The 16,238-nt window shown below is 64.7% G+C and carries 16 protein-coding genes; 2 read left to right on the plus strand and 14 right to left on the minus strand.

Going from position 1 to position 16,238, the window contains the following annotated elements; translation table 11 throughout:
* Window positions 1-5: 5 nt before the first annotated feature.
* The 7 genes from guaB to ptsP all read right to left on the minus strand — a co-directional run bounded on the left by guaB (window position 6) and on the right by ptsP (window position 9,231).
* Window positions 6-1,463, minus strand: a complete 1,458-nt coding sequence (gene guaB / locus L858_RS0101620; RefSeq protein WP_022681400.1) for an IMP dehydrogenase — start codon at window positions 1,461-1,463, stop codon at window positions 6-8.
* Window positions 1,464-1,641: 178 nt separating this feature from the next.
* Window positions 1,642-3,591: an ATP-dependent zinc metalloprotease FtsH gene (gene ftsH, locus L858_RS0101625; RefSeq protein WP_022681401.1), complete on the minus strand. Its 1,950-nt coding sequence runs from the start codon at window positions 3,589-3,591 to the stop codon at window positions 1,642-1,644.
* An 89-nt stretch (window positions 3,592-3,680) separates the two neighbouring features.
* Window positions 3,681-3,872, minus strand: a complete 192-nt coding sequence (locus tag L858_RS0101630; protein ID WP_022681402.1) for a hypothetical protein — start codon at window positions 3,870-3,872, stop codon at window positions 3,681-3,683.
* Between the two features lie 134 nt (window positions 3,873-4,006).
* On the minus strand, window positions 4,007-4,951 hold the full coding sequence (gene tilS, locus L858_RS0101635; protein WP_022681403.1) for a tRNA lysidine(34) synthetase TilS: 945 nt from the start codon (window positions 4,949-4,951) through the stop codon (window positions 4,007-4,009).
* A 6-nt stretch (window positions 4,952-4,957) separates the two neighbouring features.
* Complete coding sequence (locus L858_RS0101640; RefSeq protein WP_022681404.1) at window positions 4,958-5,872, minus strand: tol-pal system YbgF family protein; 915 nt, start codon at window positions 5,870-5,872, stop codon at window positions 4,958-4,960.
* Window positions 5,873-5,960: 88 nt separating this feature from the next.
* A complete protein-coding gene (locus tag L858_RS0101645; RefSeq protein ID WP_022681405.1) occupies window positions 5,961-6,854 on the minus strand; it encodes a helix-turn-helix domain-containing protein in 894 nt (297 codons plus the stop codon).
* Between the two features lie 100 nt (window positions 6,855-6,954).
* A complete protein-coding gene (gene ptsP / locus L858_RS0101650) occupies window positions 6,955-9,231 on the minus strand; it encodes a phosphoenolpyruvate--protein phosphotransferase (RefSeq protein ID WP_022681406.1) in 2,277 nt (758 codons plus the stop codon).
* Window positions 9,232-9,455: 224 nt separating this feature from the next.
* Between ptsP and L858_RS0101655 the strand changes: the two genes are divergently transcribed.
* Window positions 9,456-10,622, plus strand: a complete 1,167-nt coding sequence (locus L858_RS0101655) for a pyridoxal phosphate-dependent aminotransferase (RefSeq protein WP_022681407.1) — start codon at window positions 9,456-9,458, stop codon at window positions 10,620-10,622.
* A gap of 94 nt (window positions 10,623-10,716) precedes the next feature.
* Here L858_RS0101655 and L858_RS0101660 read toward each other — a convergent pair whose 3' ends face one another.
* From L858_RS0101660 to L858_RS0101680, 5 genes are read right to left on the minus strand one after another with little or no spacing between them, the layout of a single operon-like run.
* Entirely contained in the window at window positions 10,717-11,184 is a 468-nt protein-coding gene (locus L858_RS0101660; protein WP_022681408.1) for an SRPBCC domain-containing protein, read from the minus strand.
* Window positions 11,181-11,672, minus strand: coding sequence for a VOC family protein (locus tag L858_RS0101665; RefSeq protein ID WP_022681409.1), 492 nt, complete (start codon window positions 11,670-11,672; stop codon window positions 11,181-11,183). Before L858_RS0101665 ends, L858_RS0101660 begins: the two co-directional genes overlap by 4 nt.
* Window positions 11,673-11,685: 13 nt before the next feature.
* Window positions 11,686-12,489, minus strand: coding sequence for a VOC family protein (locus L858_RS0101670; RefSeq protein ID WP_022681410.1), 804 nt, complete (start codon window positions 12,487-12,489; stop codon window positions 11,686-11,688).
* A 15-nt stretch (window positions 12,490-12,504) separates the two neighbouring features.
* Window positions 12,505-12,867, minus strand: a complete 363-nt coding sequence (locus L858_RS0101675) for a DUF1428 domain-containing protein (RefSeq protein WP_022681411.1) — start codon at window positions 12,865-12,867, stop codon at window positions 12,505-12,507.
* Between the two features lie 31 nt (window positions 12,868-12,898).
* Window positions 12,899-13,339, minus strand: coding sequence for a VOC family protein (locus tag L858_RS0101680; protein ID WP_022681412.1), 441 nt, complete (start codon window positions 13,337-13,339; stop codon window positions 12,899-12,901).
* Between the two features lie 124 nt (window positions 13,340-13,463).
* Here L858_RS0101680 and L858_RS0101685 point away from each other — a divergent pair, with 124 nt between their 5' ends.
* Window positions 13,464-14,129: a winged helix-turn-helix transcriptional regulator gene (locus L858_RS0101685; protein WP_022681413.1), complete on the plus strand. Its 666-nt coding sequence runs from the start codon at window positions 13,464-13,466 to the stop codon at window positions 14,127-14,129.
* An 86-nt stretch (window positions 14,130-14,215) separates the two neighbouring features.
* Here L858_RS0101685 and L858_RS19360 read toward each other — a convergent pair whose 3' ends face one another.
* A complete protein-coding gene (locus L858_RS19360; RefSeq protein ID WP_022681414.1) occupies window positions 14,216-15,046 on the minus strand; it encodes a hypothetical protein in 831 nt (276 codons plus the stop codon).
* 113 nt (window positions 15,047-15,159) lie between these two features.
* Complete coding sequence (locus L858_RS0101695; RefSeq protein ID WP_022681415.1) at window positions 15,160-16,173, minus strand: NAD(P)H-dependent flavin oxidoreductase; 1,014 nt, start codon at window positions 16,171-16,173, stop codon at window positions 15,160-15,162.
* Between the last annotated feature and the right edge of the window lie 65 nt (window positions 16,174-16,238).

The following is a 16,238-nucleotide window of genomic DNA, read 5'->3' on the forward strand; positions in this document are numbered from 1 at the left end:
CGTCCTCAGCGCGTCGGATAGTTCGGCGCTTCGCGGGTGATGGTGACGTCGTGGACATGGCTTTCGGACAGGCCAGCATTGGTGATCTGCACGAAGCGGGCGCGCTCCTGAAGGTCCTTGATCGTGCGGCTGCCGGTATAGCCCATTGCCGCCTTCACGCCGCCGACCAGCTGATGGATGACATCCTTGGCCGGTCCCTTGAACGGCACCTGGCCTTCGATGCCTTCGGGCACCAGCTTCATCTGGTCCTTGATGTCCGCCTGGAAATAGCGGTCGGCCGAGCCGCGCGCCATTGCACCGACGCTGCCCATGCCGCGATAGCTCTTATAGGCGCGGCCCTGATAGAGGAAGGTTTCGCCGGGCGCCTCGGCCGTGCCCGCGAGCAGCGAGCCGACCATCACGCAGCCGGCGCCCGCCGCGAGCGCCTTCGCCACATCGCCGGACGTGCGCAGACCGCCGTCCGCAATCACCGGGATGCCTTGCTTTGCGGCCTCGGCGGCAGCGTCCATCACGGCCGTGAGCTGCGGCACGCCAACGCCCGCGACCACCCGCGTGGTGCAGATCGAGCCGGGGCCGATGCCGACCTTCACACAATCCGCGCCCGCGTCGATCAGGGCCTTGGTCGCTTCGGCGGTGGCGACGTTGCCGGCCACGACCTGGACATGGTTGGACCGCTTCTTCACCGCCTCGACCGCGACGGCGACCTGCTTGCTGTGGCCGTGCGCGGTGTCGATCACGATTAGGTCGCATTCCGCATCGATCAGCGCCTCGCTGCGCTCCAGACCCTTGTCGCCGACCGTGGTGGCAGCGGCGACGCGCAGGCGACCGGAAGCATCCTTCGTCGCCTGCGGATAGGTCACCGCCTTTTCGATATCCTTGACGGTGATGAGGCCGACGCAATGATAGTCGCCATCCACCACCAGCAGCTTTTCGATCCGGCGCTGGTGCAGCAGCCGCATCGCCTCGTCCTGCCCGACGCCCGCCTTCACCGTGGCCAGATTGTCGCGCGTCATCAGTTCGCTCACCGGCTGGGCAGGATTTTCCGCAAAACGCACATCGCGATGCGTCAGGATGCCGACCAGTTTACCCGAGGCTTCCACCACCGGAATTCCGCTGATCTTGTGCCGCGCCATCAGCATTTGGGCGTCGGCGAGGGTCGCATTGGGCGTGATCGTGATCGGGTTTACCACCATGCCGCTCTCGAAGCGCTTGACGGCACGGACTGCGTCGGCCTGCTCCTCTACCGACAGGTTGCGGTGCAGGACGCCGATGCCGCCCAACTGCGCCATGACGATCGCCATGTCGGCTTCGGTCACCGTATCCATGGCGGAGGAAAGGATCGGGATATTGAGCTTGATCGCCTTGGTCACATGGGTGCTGGTGTCGGCCTGGCTGGGCAGCACATCGGATTCGGCGGGCTGCAACAGCACGTCGTCAAAGGTGAGGCCGAGGCGGATATCCATGTGAAAGCCACTTTCTGCTGCGCGGCCCGGGGCAAGACCGCTGGGGATTCGTGGCGGCCCATGTAACCATTAACCAGCGAAACGACCAGTCCTTGCAGCGGATTTTGTTGCCCCCTTTGCTACGCACAAAAAAGGGGAGCGATAACGCTCCCCCTCGGAAGGCTGTACGGAAGACCGATCAGATGCCGGCGGGCGAAGGCTCTCCGAACGGCCCCTTGCGCTTGCGCGTCTTAGGGATGGAGGAGCCAGCGGCCGGGATCACCGACGGCTTGATCGTGGTGCCGTCGTCGCGGGTGATCTCACCCTTGTCGAGCAGCGTCTTGATCTCCTCGCCGGTCAGCGTCTCATATTCCAGCAGCGCATTGGCGAGCAGGTGAAGCTGGCTTTCATGGCCGGTCAGCACATTCTTCGCCCGGTCATAGCCGCCCTCGACGATCGAGCGGATTTCATGATCGATGGCCTGAGCCGTTTCGTTCGACATATGGACGCGCTGGCTCTGCGAATAGCCAAGGAAGGTTTCGCCCTGCTGCTCCTCATATTGGAGCGGGCCGAGCTTGTCCGACATGCCCCACTGGGTGACCATGTCGCGCGCCAGCTTGGTCGCATATTGGATATCGCCCGAAGCGCCCGACGACACCTTGTCATGCCCGAAGATGATCTCTTCGGCCACGCGCCCGCCCATGGCGACGGCCAGGTTGGCATGCATCTTGTCGCGGTGATAGCTGTAGCTGTCACGCTCCGGCAGGCGCATCACCATGCCCAGCGCACGGCCGCGCGGGATGATCGTCGCCTTGTGGATGGGGTCGGATGCCGGCTCATGGACCGCGACGATGGCATGGCCCGCCTCATGATAGGCGGTCATCTTCTTCTCATCGTCCGTCATGACCATGGAGCGGCGCTCGCTGCCCATCATGACCTTGTCCTTGGCCGCCTCGAACTCATCCATGGCGACCAGCCGCTTGCCGCGCCGGGCAGCCATCAGCGCCGCTTCGTTCACGAGGTTCGCCAGATCAGCGCCCGAGAAACCCGGCGTGCCGCGTGCAATGGTGCGCGGGTTGACGTCGGGCGCCAGCGGCACCTTCTTCATGTGCACGGCCAGAATCTTCTCGCGGCCCTCGATATCGGGGCGCGGCACCACGACCTGCCGGTCGAACCGGCCCGGACGCAGCAGCGCAGGATCGAGCACGTCGGGACGGTTGGTCGCCGCGACGATGATGATGCCCTCATTCGCCTCGAAACCGTCCATCTCGACCAGCAGCTGGTTCAGCGTCTGCTCGCGCTCGTCATTGCCATTGCCAAGGCCTGCGCCACGATGACGGCCGACCGCGTCAATTTCGTCGATGAAAACGATACAGGGCGCGTTCTTCTTGGCCTGCTCGAACATGTCGCGCACGCGGCTCGCGCCGACGCCGACGAACATCTCGACGAAGTCCGACCCCGAAATGGTGAAGAAGGGCACGCCCGCCTCACCCGCGATGGCGCGGGCCAGCAGCGTCTTGCCAGTGCCGGGCGAACCGACCAGCAGCGCGCCCTTGGGAATCTTGCCGCCCAGCCGCGCGAACTTGCTCGGGTCCTTCAGAAATTCGACGATTTCCTGCAATTCCTCGCGCGCTTCATCGATGCCAGCGACGTCATCGAACGTGACCTTGCCATGCTTTTCGGTAAGCAGCTTCGCCTTGGACTTGCCGAAGCCCATGGCGCCACCCGCGCCGCCGCCCTTCTGCATCTGGCGCAGCACGAAGAAGGCGATGCCCAGGATCAGTAGGAATGGCAGCGACTGATAGACCAGGATCAGCCAGAAGCTCGGCTGCTCCTCGGCTTGCCCCGAATATTTGACGTTATAATCGTCCAGCAGGCCGGTCAGGCCCGGATCGTTTACCGGCACCGTGCTGAAGCGCTGGCCGCTCGTGAGCGTACCGGAAATCCGGTCCGTGGCGATCGCGACGTCCTTCACCTGCCCTTCCTGCACCTTGGCGCGGAATTCGGAATAGGCGATGCCGCTCCCGGCGGTGGACGCCGTGCGGCTGTCGAACATCGACACGAACAGCAGCAGGGCGACAATCACCCCCGCCCAAATCATGGCGCTCTTGATCCAGGGATTGCCCTGCGGGTCCTTATCGTCGTTCATTCACCACTCTCTTTCACCGGGCAAGATAGGATGCCCCAGCAAAATCGCAAGCGGGACCGACGGCGTGCTTGGGCCCGGTCCCGGACAGGTCAGCCGCCGATGAACTGCGACAGGGCGATATAGCCCAGGATCACGGCGACACCGGCCGACACGCCGCACAGCAGGTAGCCAGTATAGAAGAGCAGCGGCGGATGAGGGCGTGCCAGCTTGTGGTTCCGCCGTGCCGCTGAAAGAATGACACTAGCTAGCAGGCCATAGGTCAGTGCCGCAAATTCCACCATGAATCACCAAATTCCCACGCTCGAACTCGCGGCCCATTAACCACATGAGGCGTTAATGAAAGATCGCCGGAGTCGGATTTATCGACGGAACGTGAGACTCCCAAGCCGGGTCGTGGAACTTTTCCGTAACGATATCACTGCCATCTTCGTCGGGGCGCAAGGAGGACCGTCCACTCCGCGCCTCCTTTGAGCAGGCAATGCCCTACGCTCACCTTCTCCCCCCGCTGAGCCGCCGCGATGGCGCGATCAAGTGCCTCGCCGCGCGGCGGAATTCCCTGCGGGTCCGCACGTTTAAAGAGACGGAGCAGCAATCGCCGCAGCAGTTCGCGCGGAAAGTCGGTCCGGTCCAGGAGCCAGGCCGCTCCCTCGGCCCGCACATGCCGCGTCTCGAACATATCGACCGTCCAGTCCAGCGCCTCTTCTGCCTCGCCTAATGCGGCGGCACTGCGTCCGGCGGCTTCCACCACGATCCACTCCGCGTCTGCCAATGCGCGGCGTAGCACGGCGCGATCGAACCGGGGATCGTGATTGGAGGGATCATCGGCATAGGGCAGCGAGCGATCGGCAGCATAGGCGATCAGCGCAGGCTTGCGCATGCCGAGCAGCGGCCGGAGCACATGGCCCTGCCGCGCCCGCACGCCCGCGAGCCCGTTGACGCCCGCGCCGCGATTGAGCCGCATCAGCAGCGTCTCCAGCTGGTCGTCGGCATGATGCGCCGTGAGCAGCCAGTCGATCCGACGCTCCGCCCGCCACGCCTCCAACAGATGATAACGTTGCCTCCTCGCCCATTGCTGAAGATTCCCGCGCACCGGGTCATCGGGGTGCAGCGTGACATGCGGGACGCTTCTTTCCCGACACCAGTCCGCGACCATGGCGGCTTCCGCAGCGGAGCCCTCTCGCAAGCCATGATCGACGGTCGCCGCTTCAACGCGATCCGGGAAGGCGCGCAACGCCAGGTCGAGCAGCGCCATGCTGTCGGGACCGCCCGACACGGCGACACCGAAGCGGGCATGGCTGGCATCGCCGATTAGTACCGCGATCGATGCGCCAAGCTCCACCAGCAGATCGGCCGCGGCCATATCAAGTCAGGCGCTGCATTTGGCCTTGGCGCGGCCCGCATTCACCAGCCCGCGCAGGCTGCCGGACAGGTTGGCGCCGTAAACCTGCTCGAGTTCCGCATATACCTTGCAGGCGTCCGCCGGCTTCTTGAGCTGGATAAGCGCTTCGCCGAGCCAGGCCAGGCTGTCGGCTGCGCGGTCGCCGCGCGGACGCTTCTGATAATTTTCGTAGAAAGCCACGGATGCCAGCGCCGGCTTGCCATCGTCCAGATAGGCGCGGCCGAGCAGGTTCTGCGCGCGGCTCGCGACCGGGGCGGTACCGAATTTGTCGACGGTCGCCTTCAACTGCGCCTGCGCTTCGGGATAAAATTTGGCGTCCCACAGGCGAAAGCCATAGCTATAGGCATCCTCCGCCTCATTGCCGGTCGCCGGCCGCTCGACCCCGGCCACGGCCAGCTTGCGTGCCTCGCTGGCACCCCCGTTGGTGCCGGCGGGCCGGGTCGCGCCTGGGCCGGGTTCCGTCGGAGCGGTCGGTTTTACAGCAGGCGGCGCAATCACCGGCCCGGCGGCGCGGCTCTCCGCCTCGGCCTTATACTTGTTGAAGGCTTCTTCCAGCTGCTTGAGCTTGAAGCTGTTTTCCTCGACCTGACCGGTGATGGACGCCAGCTGCGATTCCAGTGCCCCCACGCGCGCGGTCAGATCAGCGACCGGCGTGGAGGCGGGCGTGCCGGGTGTCACCGCCGGGGTAGCCGGCCGCGTGATTTCCGCCTCCAGCGGCGTGCCGGCCGGAAACACCTTGCGCTGCACGGCGCGCATTTCCTTTTCCAGCCGGTCGACACGGATGTCGACGCTGACCTTCTCTGCCGCCGCTGCGGGCGCAAGCGCAAGCAGGGCTGGCGCTCCAAGCGCCAGGGCGGTTGTCGCGAAAAAAGCGTTACGCATGATGGTCCCCGACTAAATCTCTGGCCCTATCCATAAGGCGATATTTGGCGTGGTAAAGCGCGACGTTAACCAGTCGCGGCCCCGCGCCTCAGTTGCCACCCACGGGCGCCGGCGTGGGAACCGCCGGGGGCGGTGCAGGTGTCGCCACGCCGGGATTGCCGGCCGGCGCGGCTGCTGCCCCCGCAGGAGCCGCCGGCGCGGCTCGGGCAAGCAGCGCCTCGGCATTGACCGGCACGTCCGAGATGGTGCGGTCCGGCGGTCCGAGCGGCGCAACCGCCTTGCCGCCCACGGTGACCGTCAGAGCCTGCGGCCGGCCGGTCAGAATCATGGGATTGCGGGCATTGGGCGGCAGCGTGAAGCTCTCGCCCTTCTTCATCAGCCCGTCCTTCAGCCGGTCCCCGGCCTCGTCATAGATGCGCAGCCAGACATCGTCATTGGCGGTGAAGACGACCGTCTGAACCACGGGCGCGGGCCGCCGCGCGCCGGCGGCGGGGCGTGTAGCTGCGACAGGAGCGGCCTGCTGCTGCTGCGCGATTTCCTCACCGGTCGGAGGAGTCAGCAATTGCGTACGCCAGACGGCGAACGCCGCGATCAGGATCACGACGATGGCTGCGGCCGTCCAAGCCAGCGCGCGAGATGGCACGCGCGCCGGATCGGCAGGCTCGAACGCTTCGTAGCGGTTGGCGCCGATTTCCGAATTATGCACGGCGTTGCGGACGTCGGCGGCGATCGCAACCTCATCGACGTCGATGGCGCGGGCATAGGCGCGCGCGAAGCCGACCGCATAGGGGATGCCAGGTAAGGCAGCATAATCGTCACGCTCGATCGCCTCCAGCTGGCGCTGAGCGATGCGGGTTCGGGTCGCCACATCCTGTATAGACAGTCCCTGCGCCTCCCGCGCGGCGCGCAGGCGCGCGCCGGGGGTGCCCTGCTGCCGTTCCGACGTGCTGACGCCGGGTTCCAGTTCGGGTTCGTCTGCCATGCTGCTCCGCGATCTTAGAAGCCGGCCTTGTCTCATTCCGGGACGTGGATTGTCAACGCCGCGTCAGCCCTAACGGCCCGGAAACGACGCCTCAATCCCCTTAATTCAATTCGATACCGCGCTCGGCCGCCCAAGTGCTGAGCGCAGAACGAATATCCGTGACGCCGCTGTCCAGCCATGCGCGCATCGTCGCACGCAGTTCGGCCGCATCGGTGGAGCGGATCATCGCCTTGACCGGCCCTACCGAGGCCGGCGTGATCGACAGGCGCCGCACGCCGAGGCCGACCAGGGCCATCGCCTCCATCGTTCGTCCCCCCATCTCGCCGCAAACCCCGACCGGCACTTCATAAGCCTCACAGCCGCGGATCACCCGATCCAGGAAGCGCAATATGGCGATGCTGAGCCAGTCATAGCGCTCCGCCAGCCGGGGATGAGCGCGGTCCGCTGCAAACAGGAATTGCGTCAGGTCATTGGTGCCGATCGACAGGAAGTCGACCCGGGGCAGCAGCAGGTCGAGCACTTCGGCGAGCGCCGGCACCTCCAGCATCGCGCCGTAGCGGATGGCGACCGGCAGCTTCTTCTTCTGCGCCACCAGCCATTCGCGCTGATGCTCGACCAGCGCACGGGCCTGCTCATATTCCCACGGCTCCGAAACCATCGGGAACATGACATGCAGCACCTTCCCCGCCGCAGCCTCCAGCAGCGCACGGGCCTGCGCCTTCATCAGCCCGTCGCGGTCCAGTGCAAGACGCAAGGCCCGCCAGCCCATCGCCGGATTGTCCTCCAGCTCCTCATCCTCGTCGCGCTGCATATAGGGAAGCGCCTTGTCGCCGCCGATATCGACCGTGCGGAAGATGACGGGCCGGTCGCCGGCCGCGTCCAATATGTCGCGGTAAAGACGCTGCTGCTTCTCCCGCTGCGGCAGGGTTGCGGAGACGAGAAACTGGAATTCGGTGCGGAACAGGCCGATGCCGTCGGCGCCCACCAGGTCGAGCGCCTGCGCGTCCTCGCGAAGGCCTGCGTTCACCATCAGCTCGATCCGCTGCCCATCGGTGGTGACGGAGGGCAGATCGCGCATCGCGGCGAACTCCGCCCGGCGCTTCTGCGTGACATGCAGCTTGTTCTCGAACGCCTCGTCCATGTCAGGCGTCGGCCGGATGATCAGCGAATTGTCGGCGACGTCCATCAGGATCAGGTCGCCCTCATTCACCTGATGGCGGATGTCGCGCACGCGCCCCATGACCGGCACGCCCATGGCCCGGGCGACGATCGTAACATGCGCGGTCAGCGATCCTTCCTCCAGGATCACGCCCTTCAGGCGGCGGCGATCATATTCCAGCAGTTCCGCCGGCCCCAGATTGCGCGCGATCAATATCGCGTCCTGCCGCAGGCCAAGCTGCGCCGCGGTGCCCAGCTGCCCCGACACGATGCGCAGCAGGCGGTTCGCCATATCCTCCAGATCGTGCATGCGATCCTGGAGCAGCGGGTCGTCGATCTGGCGCATGCGCATGCGGGTGCGCTGCTGCACGCGCTCGATCGCGGCCTCGGCGGTGAGGCCGCTGTCGATCGCCTCGTTGATCCGCCGGATCCAGCCCTCGTCATAGGCGAACATCTTGTAGGTTTCGAGCACCTCCTGATGCTCGCCCTCGGTGCCGAACTCGGCCGCGCCGGTCATGCGGTCGATCTGTTCGCGCATCTTGGTGAAGGCGGATATGACACGCTGCCGCTCCGCCTCCGTGTCTTCCGCCACGGTATGCTCGATATGGACGCGCGGCTGGTGCAGCACGACATGGCCGCGCGCCATGCCCATAACCAGCTGAAGGCCGTGCAGCACGGAGGGGCCCGTGTCCTGCACCCGCGAGTCCAGCGGGCCGTCATCGGCCAGCTCGGCATGGGCGATCAGCTCGGCCAGCACCATCGCCACGGTCTGCAGCGCTTCGATTTCGACCTCTTCATAGCGACGGGGCTCCACATGCTGCACGCACAGGACGCCGATCGCCCGTTCCCGCCGTACGATCGGCACGCCGGCAAAGCTGTGGAATAGCTCCTCGCCGGTTTCGGGCCGATAGCTATAGTCCGGATGCGCCGCCGCCTCGTCGAGGTTCAGCGTCTCGACATTGGTGGCGATCATGCCGACCAGCCCCTCGCCCATCGCCATGCGGGTGACGTGGACAGCCTCCTGCTTCAGGCCGCGCGTGGCGAAGAGTTCGAGCACGCCCTCCCGCACCAGATAGATGGAACACACTTCGCTCGACAGGGATTCGCCGATAATCTCGACCACCTTGTTGAGCTTCGCCTGCGCGCTGGTGCGCGCGGCCATGACCTCCTGCAGGCTGATGAGGATCTGGCGGGCGGCGGCGGCGGGCGTGCTGGGCATGTCCCAAGCGCTAACAGATCGGGCGCCCGCTTTCCAAGGCGTATTCGCGCGCGAGCGCGCTTTCTTGCCGACCGAACCGCGCCCATCGTATCATGATCTAACAAAGCGGGCGCCCGCCGAATTTTTTACCAAAAATCGGGCCGACACATTGCGGAAACAGGCGGCCCCTTCGTCTCGAACCTTGGAACACTCGCAGTAGGTGAAGCAACAAGGGGAATGACGACATGACCATGATGTTGGAAAAGGACGCCCGCGAAGACCTGATGGAGCGGGGATATTCCCGCCGCACGATCGGCAAGATTTCAGCGCTGATGGCCGCCGGGACCGCAGCCAATTCCCTGCTCATCCACCCGGCCTTCGCGCAGCAGCAGGCGGCTCGCGGCGTTGCTGGAGCGGTGCGCATCGGCTCCAACGAATGCTGGACCGGCCCGTTCGAGCCGGGTGTGCAGGCTGCTGCGAAGGCAGCGGCGCTCGGCAACTGGTATGATCCGGACAATTACAGGGGCGACCTGATCGCGACGGTGGCGAAGGTCGAAGGCATCCCTGAATCGCACGTCATGCTCTGGCCCGGTTCGGGCGGCCCGCTGGTCAGCACCGTCGCGGCCTTCTGCTCGCCGACAAAGGGGCTGGTCAGCGCCGATCCGACCTTCGAAAGCGCGTGGCGCACCGCCGATTATCTGAAGGCGCCGATCGCCAAGGCGCCGCAAGCGCCCGGCAAGGGGCATGATGTAAAGGCGATGCTCGCGGCGAACCCCAACGCCGGACTTTACTATATTTGCACGCCCAACAACCCGACCGGCACGATCACCCCGCTCGCCGACATCGAATGGCTGCTCGCCAACAAGCCCAAGGATTCGGTCCTGCTGGTGGATGAGGCCTATATTCACTTTTCCGAAGCGCCGAGTGCGGCAAAGCTGATCGCGGGCCGCAAGGACCTGATCGTCATGCGGACCTTCTCGAAGCTGTTCGGCATGGCCGGCGTCCGGCTGGGCCTGACCTTCGCCGATCCGGAGGTGCAGAAGCGCATCAGCCTGTTCGGGCCTACCGCCGGCGGTCTGTCCATCACCGCCATGGCGTGCGGCAACGCGGTCTATCCCGAAGCGGCTCTCATCAAGGCGCGGCGCGAGGAGATGATCGCCAACCGAGAGGAAACCATCGCCTGGCTCACGAAGAAGGGCATCCCGGTCCAGTCGGGCAGTCAGGCGAACATGTTCATGATGGATTGGAAAAAACCCGCCAAGGAAATGCAGACCGCCCTGCTAGCCACGCCGGAGAAGGTGCAGATCGGCCGCAACTGGCCGATCTGGCCCACCGTCTCGCGCGTCACCGTGGGCTCGGCAGAGGATATGGCGAAGTTCCGCTCGGCGGTGGAGAAGGTGTATAAAGCGTAACTCCGTCGAATTCCCGCGGTGGAGGTGAACACCCTCCACCGCACTTACCGCCATTTCCGCAGGCGCGGGAACGACGATGTTTCGCAGGTCATTGCTATGCCGTCGCGGCCGACGTCTCGCACAATGTTTTGAATTGCTCCGCCATCTGGTCCCAACCGGGGTGGAAGCCCATTTCCTTATGCTTCTCCAGCGTTTGCGCGTCCCAATGGCGGGCAGTGGCAGTGAAGCGCGTGCCCTCACCTTCGTCGACAAAGCTCCAGATCGCGGTCATGAAGGGCGTCTGCGGAATCCATCCCGCTGCATAAGCATCCGTCGTCACGACCCGCTCCTTGGGCACCACCTCCAATATCACGCCCTCCATCGGGCCGGTGTCCTCGCCGTCGGGGCCGAACATACGCACCGCGCTGCGGCCACCGGGGCGCAGATCCTCCTCGATCACCTCGGCGCGCCAGGGCTTGGGACAGAACCATTCCTGCTTGAGGTCGGTCCACACCTTCCAGACGATCTCCCGCGGCGCGGCGATATGGCAGCTGACCGACAGCTCGAATTCCGCCGCGCTCATGCCGGCTCTCCATCAAATGCCGCTTTCATCCTGCCCGTATCCAGCTTCTGCATAGTCATCATCGCCGCCATCATCCGCTCGATGCCAGGGGCGTTGCCGGTCTTGTAGAGGTCCATGATCTCCTGCGTCACCAGCTGCCATGACAGGCCATATTTGTCCTTCAGCCAGCCGCACGGACCCGCCGATCCGCCGTCAGCGGTCAAGGCGTCGAAATAGCGGTCGATTTCCGCCTGATCCCTGCAGGCGACGGAGAGGGAGACGGCCTCTGTGAACGGAAATTGAGGCCCGCCGTTCAAAGCCTGGTAGCTTTCGCCGAACAGGGTGAACTCCACCAGCAGCACGTCGCCGCCCTTGAACGGGCTGGGGCTGAGATTCTCCTCGGGATAGCGGCTGATGAAATCCACAGATCCCCCGAAGATCGAAACATAGAAGCGCGCAGCTTCCTCGGCCTGCCCATCATACCACAGGCAGGGTGAGATTTTGGACATCGTTCCTCTCCTTTCAGGCGGCGGGGGAGCGCATTCCGACCAGCGCGAACATCGCGCCCTGCGGATCGAGCGCCTGGATGATCCATGCGCCGCCGGGCACTTCCATCGGGCCATTCAGCACCGTACCACCCTTGGCCCTAACCTTCTCCGTCGCGGCATCGATGTCGGGCACGGCGAAGTAGAAGAGCCAGAGCGGAGCCGGCATTTCCTTGGGCAACGCCATCATGCCGCCGCTCATCGTTTCGAAGCTTGTGCTGCCGGACTGGGAAAAGAGCTGGTAACTGCCCATCTCGCCCATATCCATCGCCTCGCCCTGTCCCCAGCCGAACTGCGACGTGTAGAAGGCAAGGTCGGCGTCGAAATCGCCGCTGTAAAGCTCATGCCAGCCGACATGACCGTCCGCCATCGGCGGGGCAGCCTCCATGCCTTCCGGGCTGGAGCCCTTGAGCAGCATGAAAACCGCATTACCCGGGCTGCTCATCACGGCGAAGCGGCCGACGCCCGGAATATCCTCCGGCGCGCGCTTCACGCTGCCGCCCGCCGCGCTCAGCCGCTCCGCATCGGCATCCACATCGGCCGAGCCGATATAGCCGCCCCACCATGGGCTCATGCCGCAATCCTTCGCCTCCGCCGGGATGGCCATGATCCCGCCGAGCGGCCCCGCGCTGCCTGAAACGACATGATAGGGCTCTCCGCTCAGGTCATCGCCGAAAGACGCGGTCGTCCAGCCGACGACATCGCGGTAAAAGGCGATCGCCGCCTCCGGATCGCTGGTCATCAGCTCGTACCAGAAGAATTTTCCATTGAGATCGGTCATGATCCGCCTCCCCGTTCAAGCCTTGGCGTCGAGCAGCACTTCAAAGCCGCCATAGATCAGCCGCGCCCCGGAAAAGGGCATATCCTCGCCTTCCTGGGGCTGCATGCGAGGATCGTTCATCACCTTTTCCGCGCCGGCGTCACGCGTCGCCTTGTCAGGCCACTCGATCCAGGAAAAGACGACCTCCTCGCCCTCCTCCGCAATCACGGCGGTGCGGAAATCATTGACCTTGCCGGCCTTCACATCGTTCGCCCAGCATTCGACAACCCGCAGCGCGCCATGTTCGATGAAGATCGGCGCGGCATAGGCCGCCACTTCCTTGTAGCGGTCCTTGTTGCCCTTCGGCACCGGGATCACGAAACCGTCCATATAGGCCATCGTCTCTCTCCTAAGCTGTCTTCGGCTAGCTTTATGCCGCGGCCTCCTTGTTGGCCGCCAAAGCCGCCTCCACGTCCATCCTCGTCACTTCCCAAATATGGCCGTCAGGATCGGCGAAGCTGCGGCCATACATGAAGCCATAATCCTGACGGGGATTGGGTTCCGTACCGCCCGCCGCCAATGCCTTCTGAGTGACGCTGTCCACATCCGCCCGACTTGCTTCGCTGAGGGCGAGAAGGACCTGCGCAGTCTGCTGCGCGTCGGGAATCTTGCGCGGCGTAAAGCTCGTAAAGCGGTCATGCGTCAGCAGCATGACGTGGATCGTGTCGGAAAAGCTCAGCATTTGGGCGCTGTCATCGGCAAAGTCATTGTTCCGCACAGCGCCGACCGCCTCATAGAAGCCTATCGAGGCCGGCAGGTCCCTCACCGGCAAGTTCACGAAGATCATTTTTGGAGCCGAGGCATTGGACATCGCACATCTCCTCCGAATCTCGCCGACGTCTGCGCAGCGAGCGACTCATCGACTTGAACTTTATGGACCAGAAGTTTATCTTTCACAACTTCAAAGTTAGAAAAGATAACTAGAAGGTCAGGTTGTGAAAAAACGGGCTTATCAGGATGGCTGCGCGGTCGCCCATGCGCTGGATTTGATCGGCGACCGCTGGGCCATGCCGATCATGCGGGAATTGATGCTGGGACCCAAGCGGTTCACCGATCTGCGCGCCAGCCTGCCCGGAATCAGCGCCAATGTGCTGACCCAGCGGTTGGAAGAATTGGAGGCGGCGAGCGTGCTGATCCGCCGCCGCCTGCCCCCGCCCGCCGCCAGCCAGATCTATGAGCTGACCGACTGGGGCCGCGAGTCGGAAATCCTGTTTCAGGTGCTCGGCCGCTGGGCCTGCCGATCGCCCACGATGCAACCCGGCATGCCGATGAGCAACGTGTCGGTGATCCTGTCGATGCGCACGATGATCGATCGCGGCCGGATCGGCGAACTGGATGCGACGATCGGCCTGCGCTTCGGCGAGGAGGAGTTCCGCCTGATCCTGAAGGACGGTGACTTCAGCGCCGATCGCGGGGCGGCCGAGGGAGCGGAGGTCATCCTTTCGGGCGATCAGAATGCCCTCGCGGCGGTGATCTATGGTGGCGCGAGCTTCGATGAAATGGCAGAAAATTTGAAGGTCGAGGGCGACAGGGCGCTGGCTGAACGCTTCACGCGTCTATTCCCCCTGCCGCCGAAGGCTGAAGCCACCTACAATCCCTGAACTGCTCCTGTGAAGGGAGGAGCCCCGTCCTGACTGCCTGGGGACAAAGAGGCTGAGCGGGGGTCCTGCCCGCGCAGGAACAGGGATTACTTCGCGGGCCTGGTAATCGGGAATGTCGGCACGATGACCTGCGGCGGCGGCGCCAGCGGCTGGCCGCTCTCCTCTCGCAGCCTTGGCAGCGTGCTCGGCGGCGGCACGAAGCCAGAGCCGATCTCCTTCGGCGGCAATGGCGGCGGCGGCAGCGGCGTAGGCGACACCACCACGGTCACGGTGCCGCCAAAGCGGGACTGCCACTCCGCCAATCGCCGCAGATAATCGGCATAGGCGGCGTAAAAATCCTGGAACGGCTTTTCCAGCTGCGTCAGCGCTTCGGGTGCGTAGGCCAGCAGCTGTCCCGACGGCATGGCCAAGATCTTCGCGCCCACCTCGATCGCCACCGGGCAGAAGCTTTTCGTGACAGGCGGGAGCGCGAAGAAATTATAGACGACGGTATTCAGAAGCTCCCGCGCCTTGAGGCCGCCCGAGCCGTAGGCCGCCGTATAGTTGCGATCGACCGCCGCATTGGCCTCCCGGAGCGCCGCCTCATGCACATGCAACATCCGATTATATTGGATGCGCGCCGGCTCATTGACGCCATGGCAGGAGAGCGCCGCGACGTTGAGCGCCATACGCACATGCCAGAGCGCGGTGTTCGCCGTCACACCCCGGTTCGGGGTCAGATATTTGCCGTCCTCCGCGACTTCGGGGATGCTCATTTCCTCGACCGCGCCCATGGGCGGCAGCGGCTTGATGGTCGGCACGACAGGAGGCGGGGGCGTCGGCGGCGCCTTCTTCGGCGTGGAACAGCCCGCGATCAGCGCGAGAGCCGCGATGGGTGCAAGACTGCAAAAGCGACGAACAGCGGCACGCAATGGCACCCTTCACCCTCTTCGATCATGATCCGGACAGTCACAACTCATGGCAAAGCCATGCGTTCCTGACGATGGGCGGCAGCGCGCTTCGTCGGACAGTGGATTCGCTTGGCCGCGTTTCAGGCGGCGCGGCGTTCCAGAGCGGCGGCTGCCTCTTCCATCAACTGCGCGATGATCTCGGCGACCGGCTCTTCCTTCGACACCATGCCGACCGACTGCCCGGCCATCAGCGAGCCACCTTCGACATCGCCGTCGATCACCGCGCGGCGCAGCGCCCCCGCCCAATAATGTTCGATCTGAAGCTGCGCCTCGCCCATGTCGACCGCGCCGCTGTCAAGCAGATTGGCGACCTCTCGCTGCTTGACGGTAAAAGCTTCGGTGCCGGCATTCTTGAGCGCGCGGACCGGAATGACGGGAAGGCGCGCGTCGATCTGCACGCTGGCGATGGCATCGCGGGCCGACGCGCGGAAGAAGGCCTTTTTGAAATTGGGATGCGCGATGCTCTCGGTGGCGCAGGCAAAGCGGGTGCCAAGCTGCACGCCGGCCGCGCCCATCTCCAGATAGCCGGCGATCAACTCGCCCCGGCCGATACCGCCCGCCACGAAGACGGGCAGCTGCGACGCCATGTCAGGCAATATCTCCTGCGCGAGGACGCTGGTGGACACCGGCCCGATATGGCCGCCCGCCTCCATCCCCTCGATCACCAGCGCGTCGACACCCGAACGGGCGAGCTTCTTGGCGAGCGCCAGCGCAGGGGCGAAGCAGATGAGCTTTGCGCCCTTCTGCTTGATCGCCTCGATGCTACCCTTGGGCGGCAGACCGCCGGCGAGGACAACATGACCCACCTCATGCCGGGCGCAGACTTCGATCAGATCAAACAGCTGCGGGTGCATGGTGATGAGGTTGACGCCGAACGGCTTTCCCGTCAGCGCCTTGGTCGCGGCGATTTCCGTGTCAAGCAACTCGGGGGTCATCGCCCCGCAGGCGATCACGCCAAAGCCGCCCGCGTTTGAGATGGCGGCGACGAGGTTGCGCTCCGACACCCAACTCATCGCCCCGCACAGGATCGCAACGTCGCAGCCGAGAAACTCGGTGCCGCGGGCCATCAGGGAGGTGAGTTTGGCGTTTGTCATCGATTATATTCCCGTCATCCCCGCGAAGGCGGGGACCATCTCCACCCCATCCCCAGGCGAGAGGC

Origin of the sequence: Sphingobium bisphenolivorans, from assembly GCF_000412635.1 — a bacterium.
GTDB classification, from domain to species: domain Bacteria; phylum Pseudomonadota; class Alphaproteobacteria; order Sphingomonadales; family Sphingomonadaceae; genus Sphingobium; species Sphingobium bisphenolivorans.

Excerpts from the sequence above, each read along its gene's own strand:
- L858_RS0101680 (WP_022681412.1), bottom strand. The coding sequence starts at position 13,339 with ATGTCCAATGCCTCGGCTCCAAAAATGATCTTCGTGAACTTGCCGGTG.
- L858_RS0101665 (WP_022681409.1), bottom strand. The coding sequence starts at position 11,672 with ATGTCCAAAATCTCACCCTGCCTGTGGTATGATGGGCAGGCCGAGGAA.
- L858_RS0101675 (WP_022681411.1), bottom strand. The coding sequence starts at position 12,867 with ATGGCCTATATGGACGGTTTCGTGATCCCGGTGCCGAAGGGCAACAAG.
- L858_RS0101630 (WP_022681402.1), bottom strand. The coding sequence starts at position 3,872 with ATGGTGGAATTTGCGGCACTGACCTATGGCCTGCTAGCTAGTGTCATT.
- L858_RS0101670 (WP_022681410.1), bottom strand. The coding sequence starts at position 12,489 with ATGACCGATCTCAATGGAAAATTCTTCTGGTACGAGCTGATGACCAGC.
- L858_RS0101640 (WP_022681404.1), bottom strand. The coding sequence starts at position 5,872 with ATGCGTAACGCTTTTTTCGCGACAACCGCCCTGGCGCTTGGAGCGCCA.
- L858_RS0101645 (WP_022681405.1), bottom strand. The coding sequence starts at position 6,854 with ATGGCAGACGAACCCGAACTGGAACCCGGCGTCAGCACGTCGGAACGG.
- L858_RS0101695 (WP_022681415.1), bottom strand. The coding sequence starts at position 16,173 with ATGACAAACGCCAAACTCACCTCCCTGATGGCCCGCGGCACCGAGTTT.
- tilS (WP_022681403.1), bottom strand. The coding sequence starts at position 4,951 with ATGGCCGCGGCCGATCTGCTGGTGGAGCTTGGCGCATCGATCGCGGTA.
- ptsP (WP_022681406.1), bottom strand. The coding sequence starts at position 9,231 with ATGCCCAGCACGCCCGCCGCCGCCGCCCGCCAGATCCTCATCAGCCTG.
- L858_RS0101655 (WP_022681407.1), top strand. The coding sequence starts at position 9,456 with ATGACCATGATGTTGGAAAAGGACGCCCGCGAAGACCTGATGGAGCGG.
- guaB (WP_022681400.1), bottom strand. The coding sequence starts at position 1,463 with ATGGATATCCGCCTCGGCCTCACCTTTGACGACGTGCTGTTGCAGCCC.
- L858_RS0101660 (WP_022681408.1), bottom strand. The coding sequence starts at position 11,184 with ATGAGCGCGGCGGAATTCGAGCTGTCGGTCAGCTGCCATATCGCCGCG.
- ftsH (WP_022681401.1), bottom strand. The coding sequence starts at position 3,591 with ATGAACGACGATAAGGACCCGCAGGGCAATCCCTGGATCAAGAGCGCC.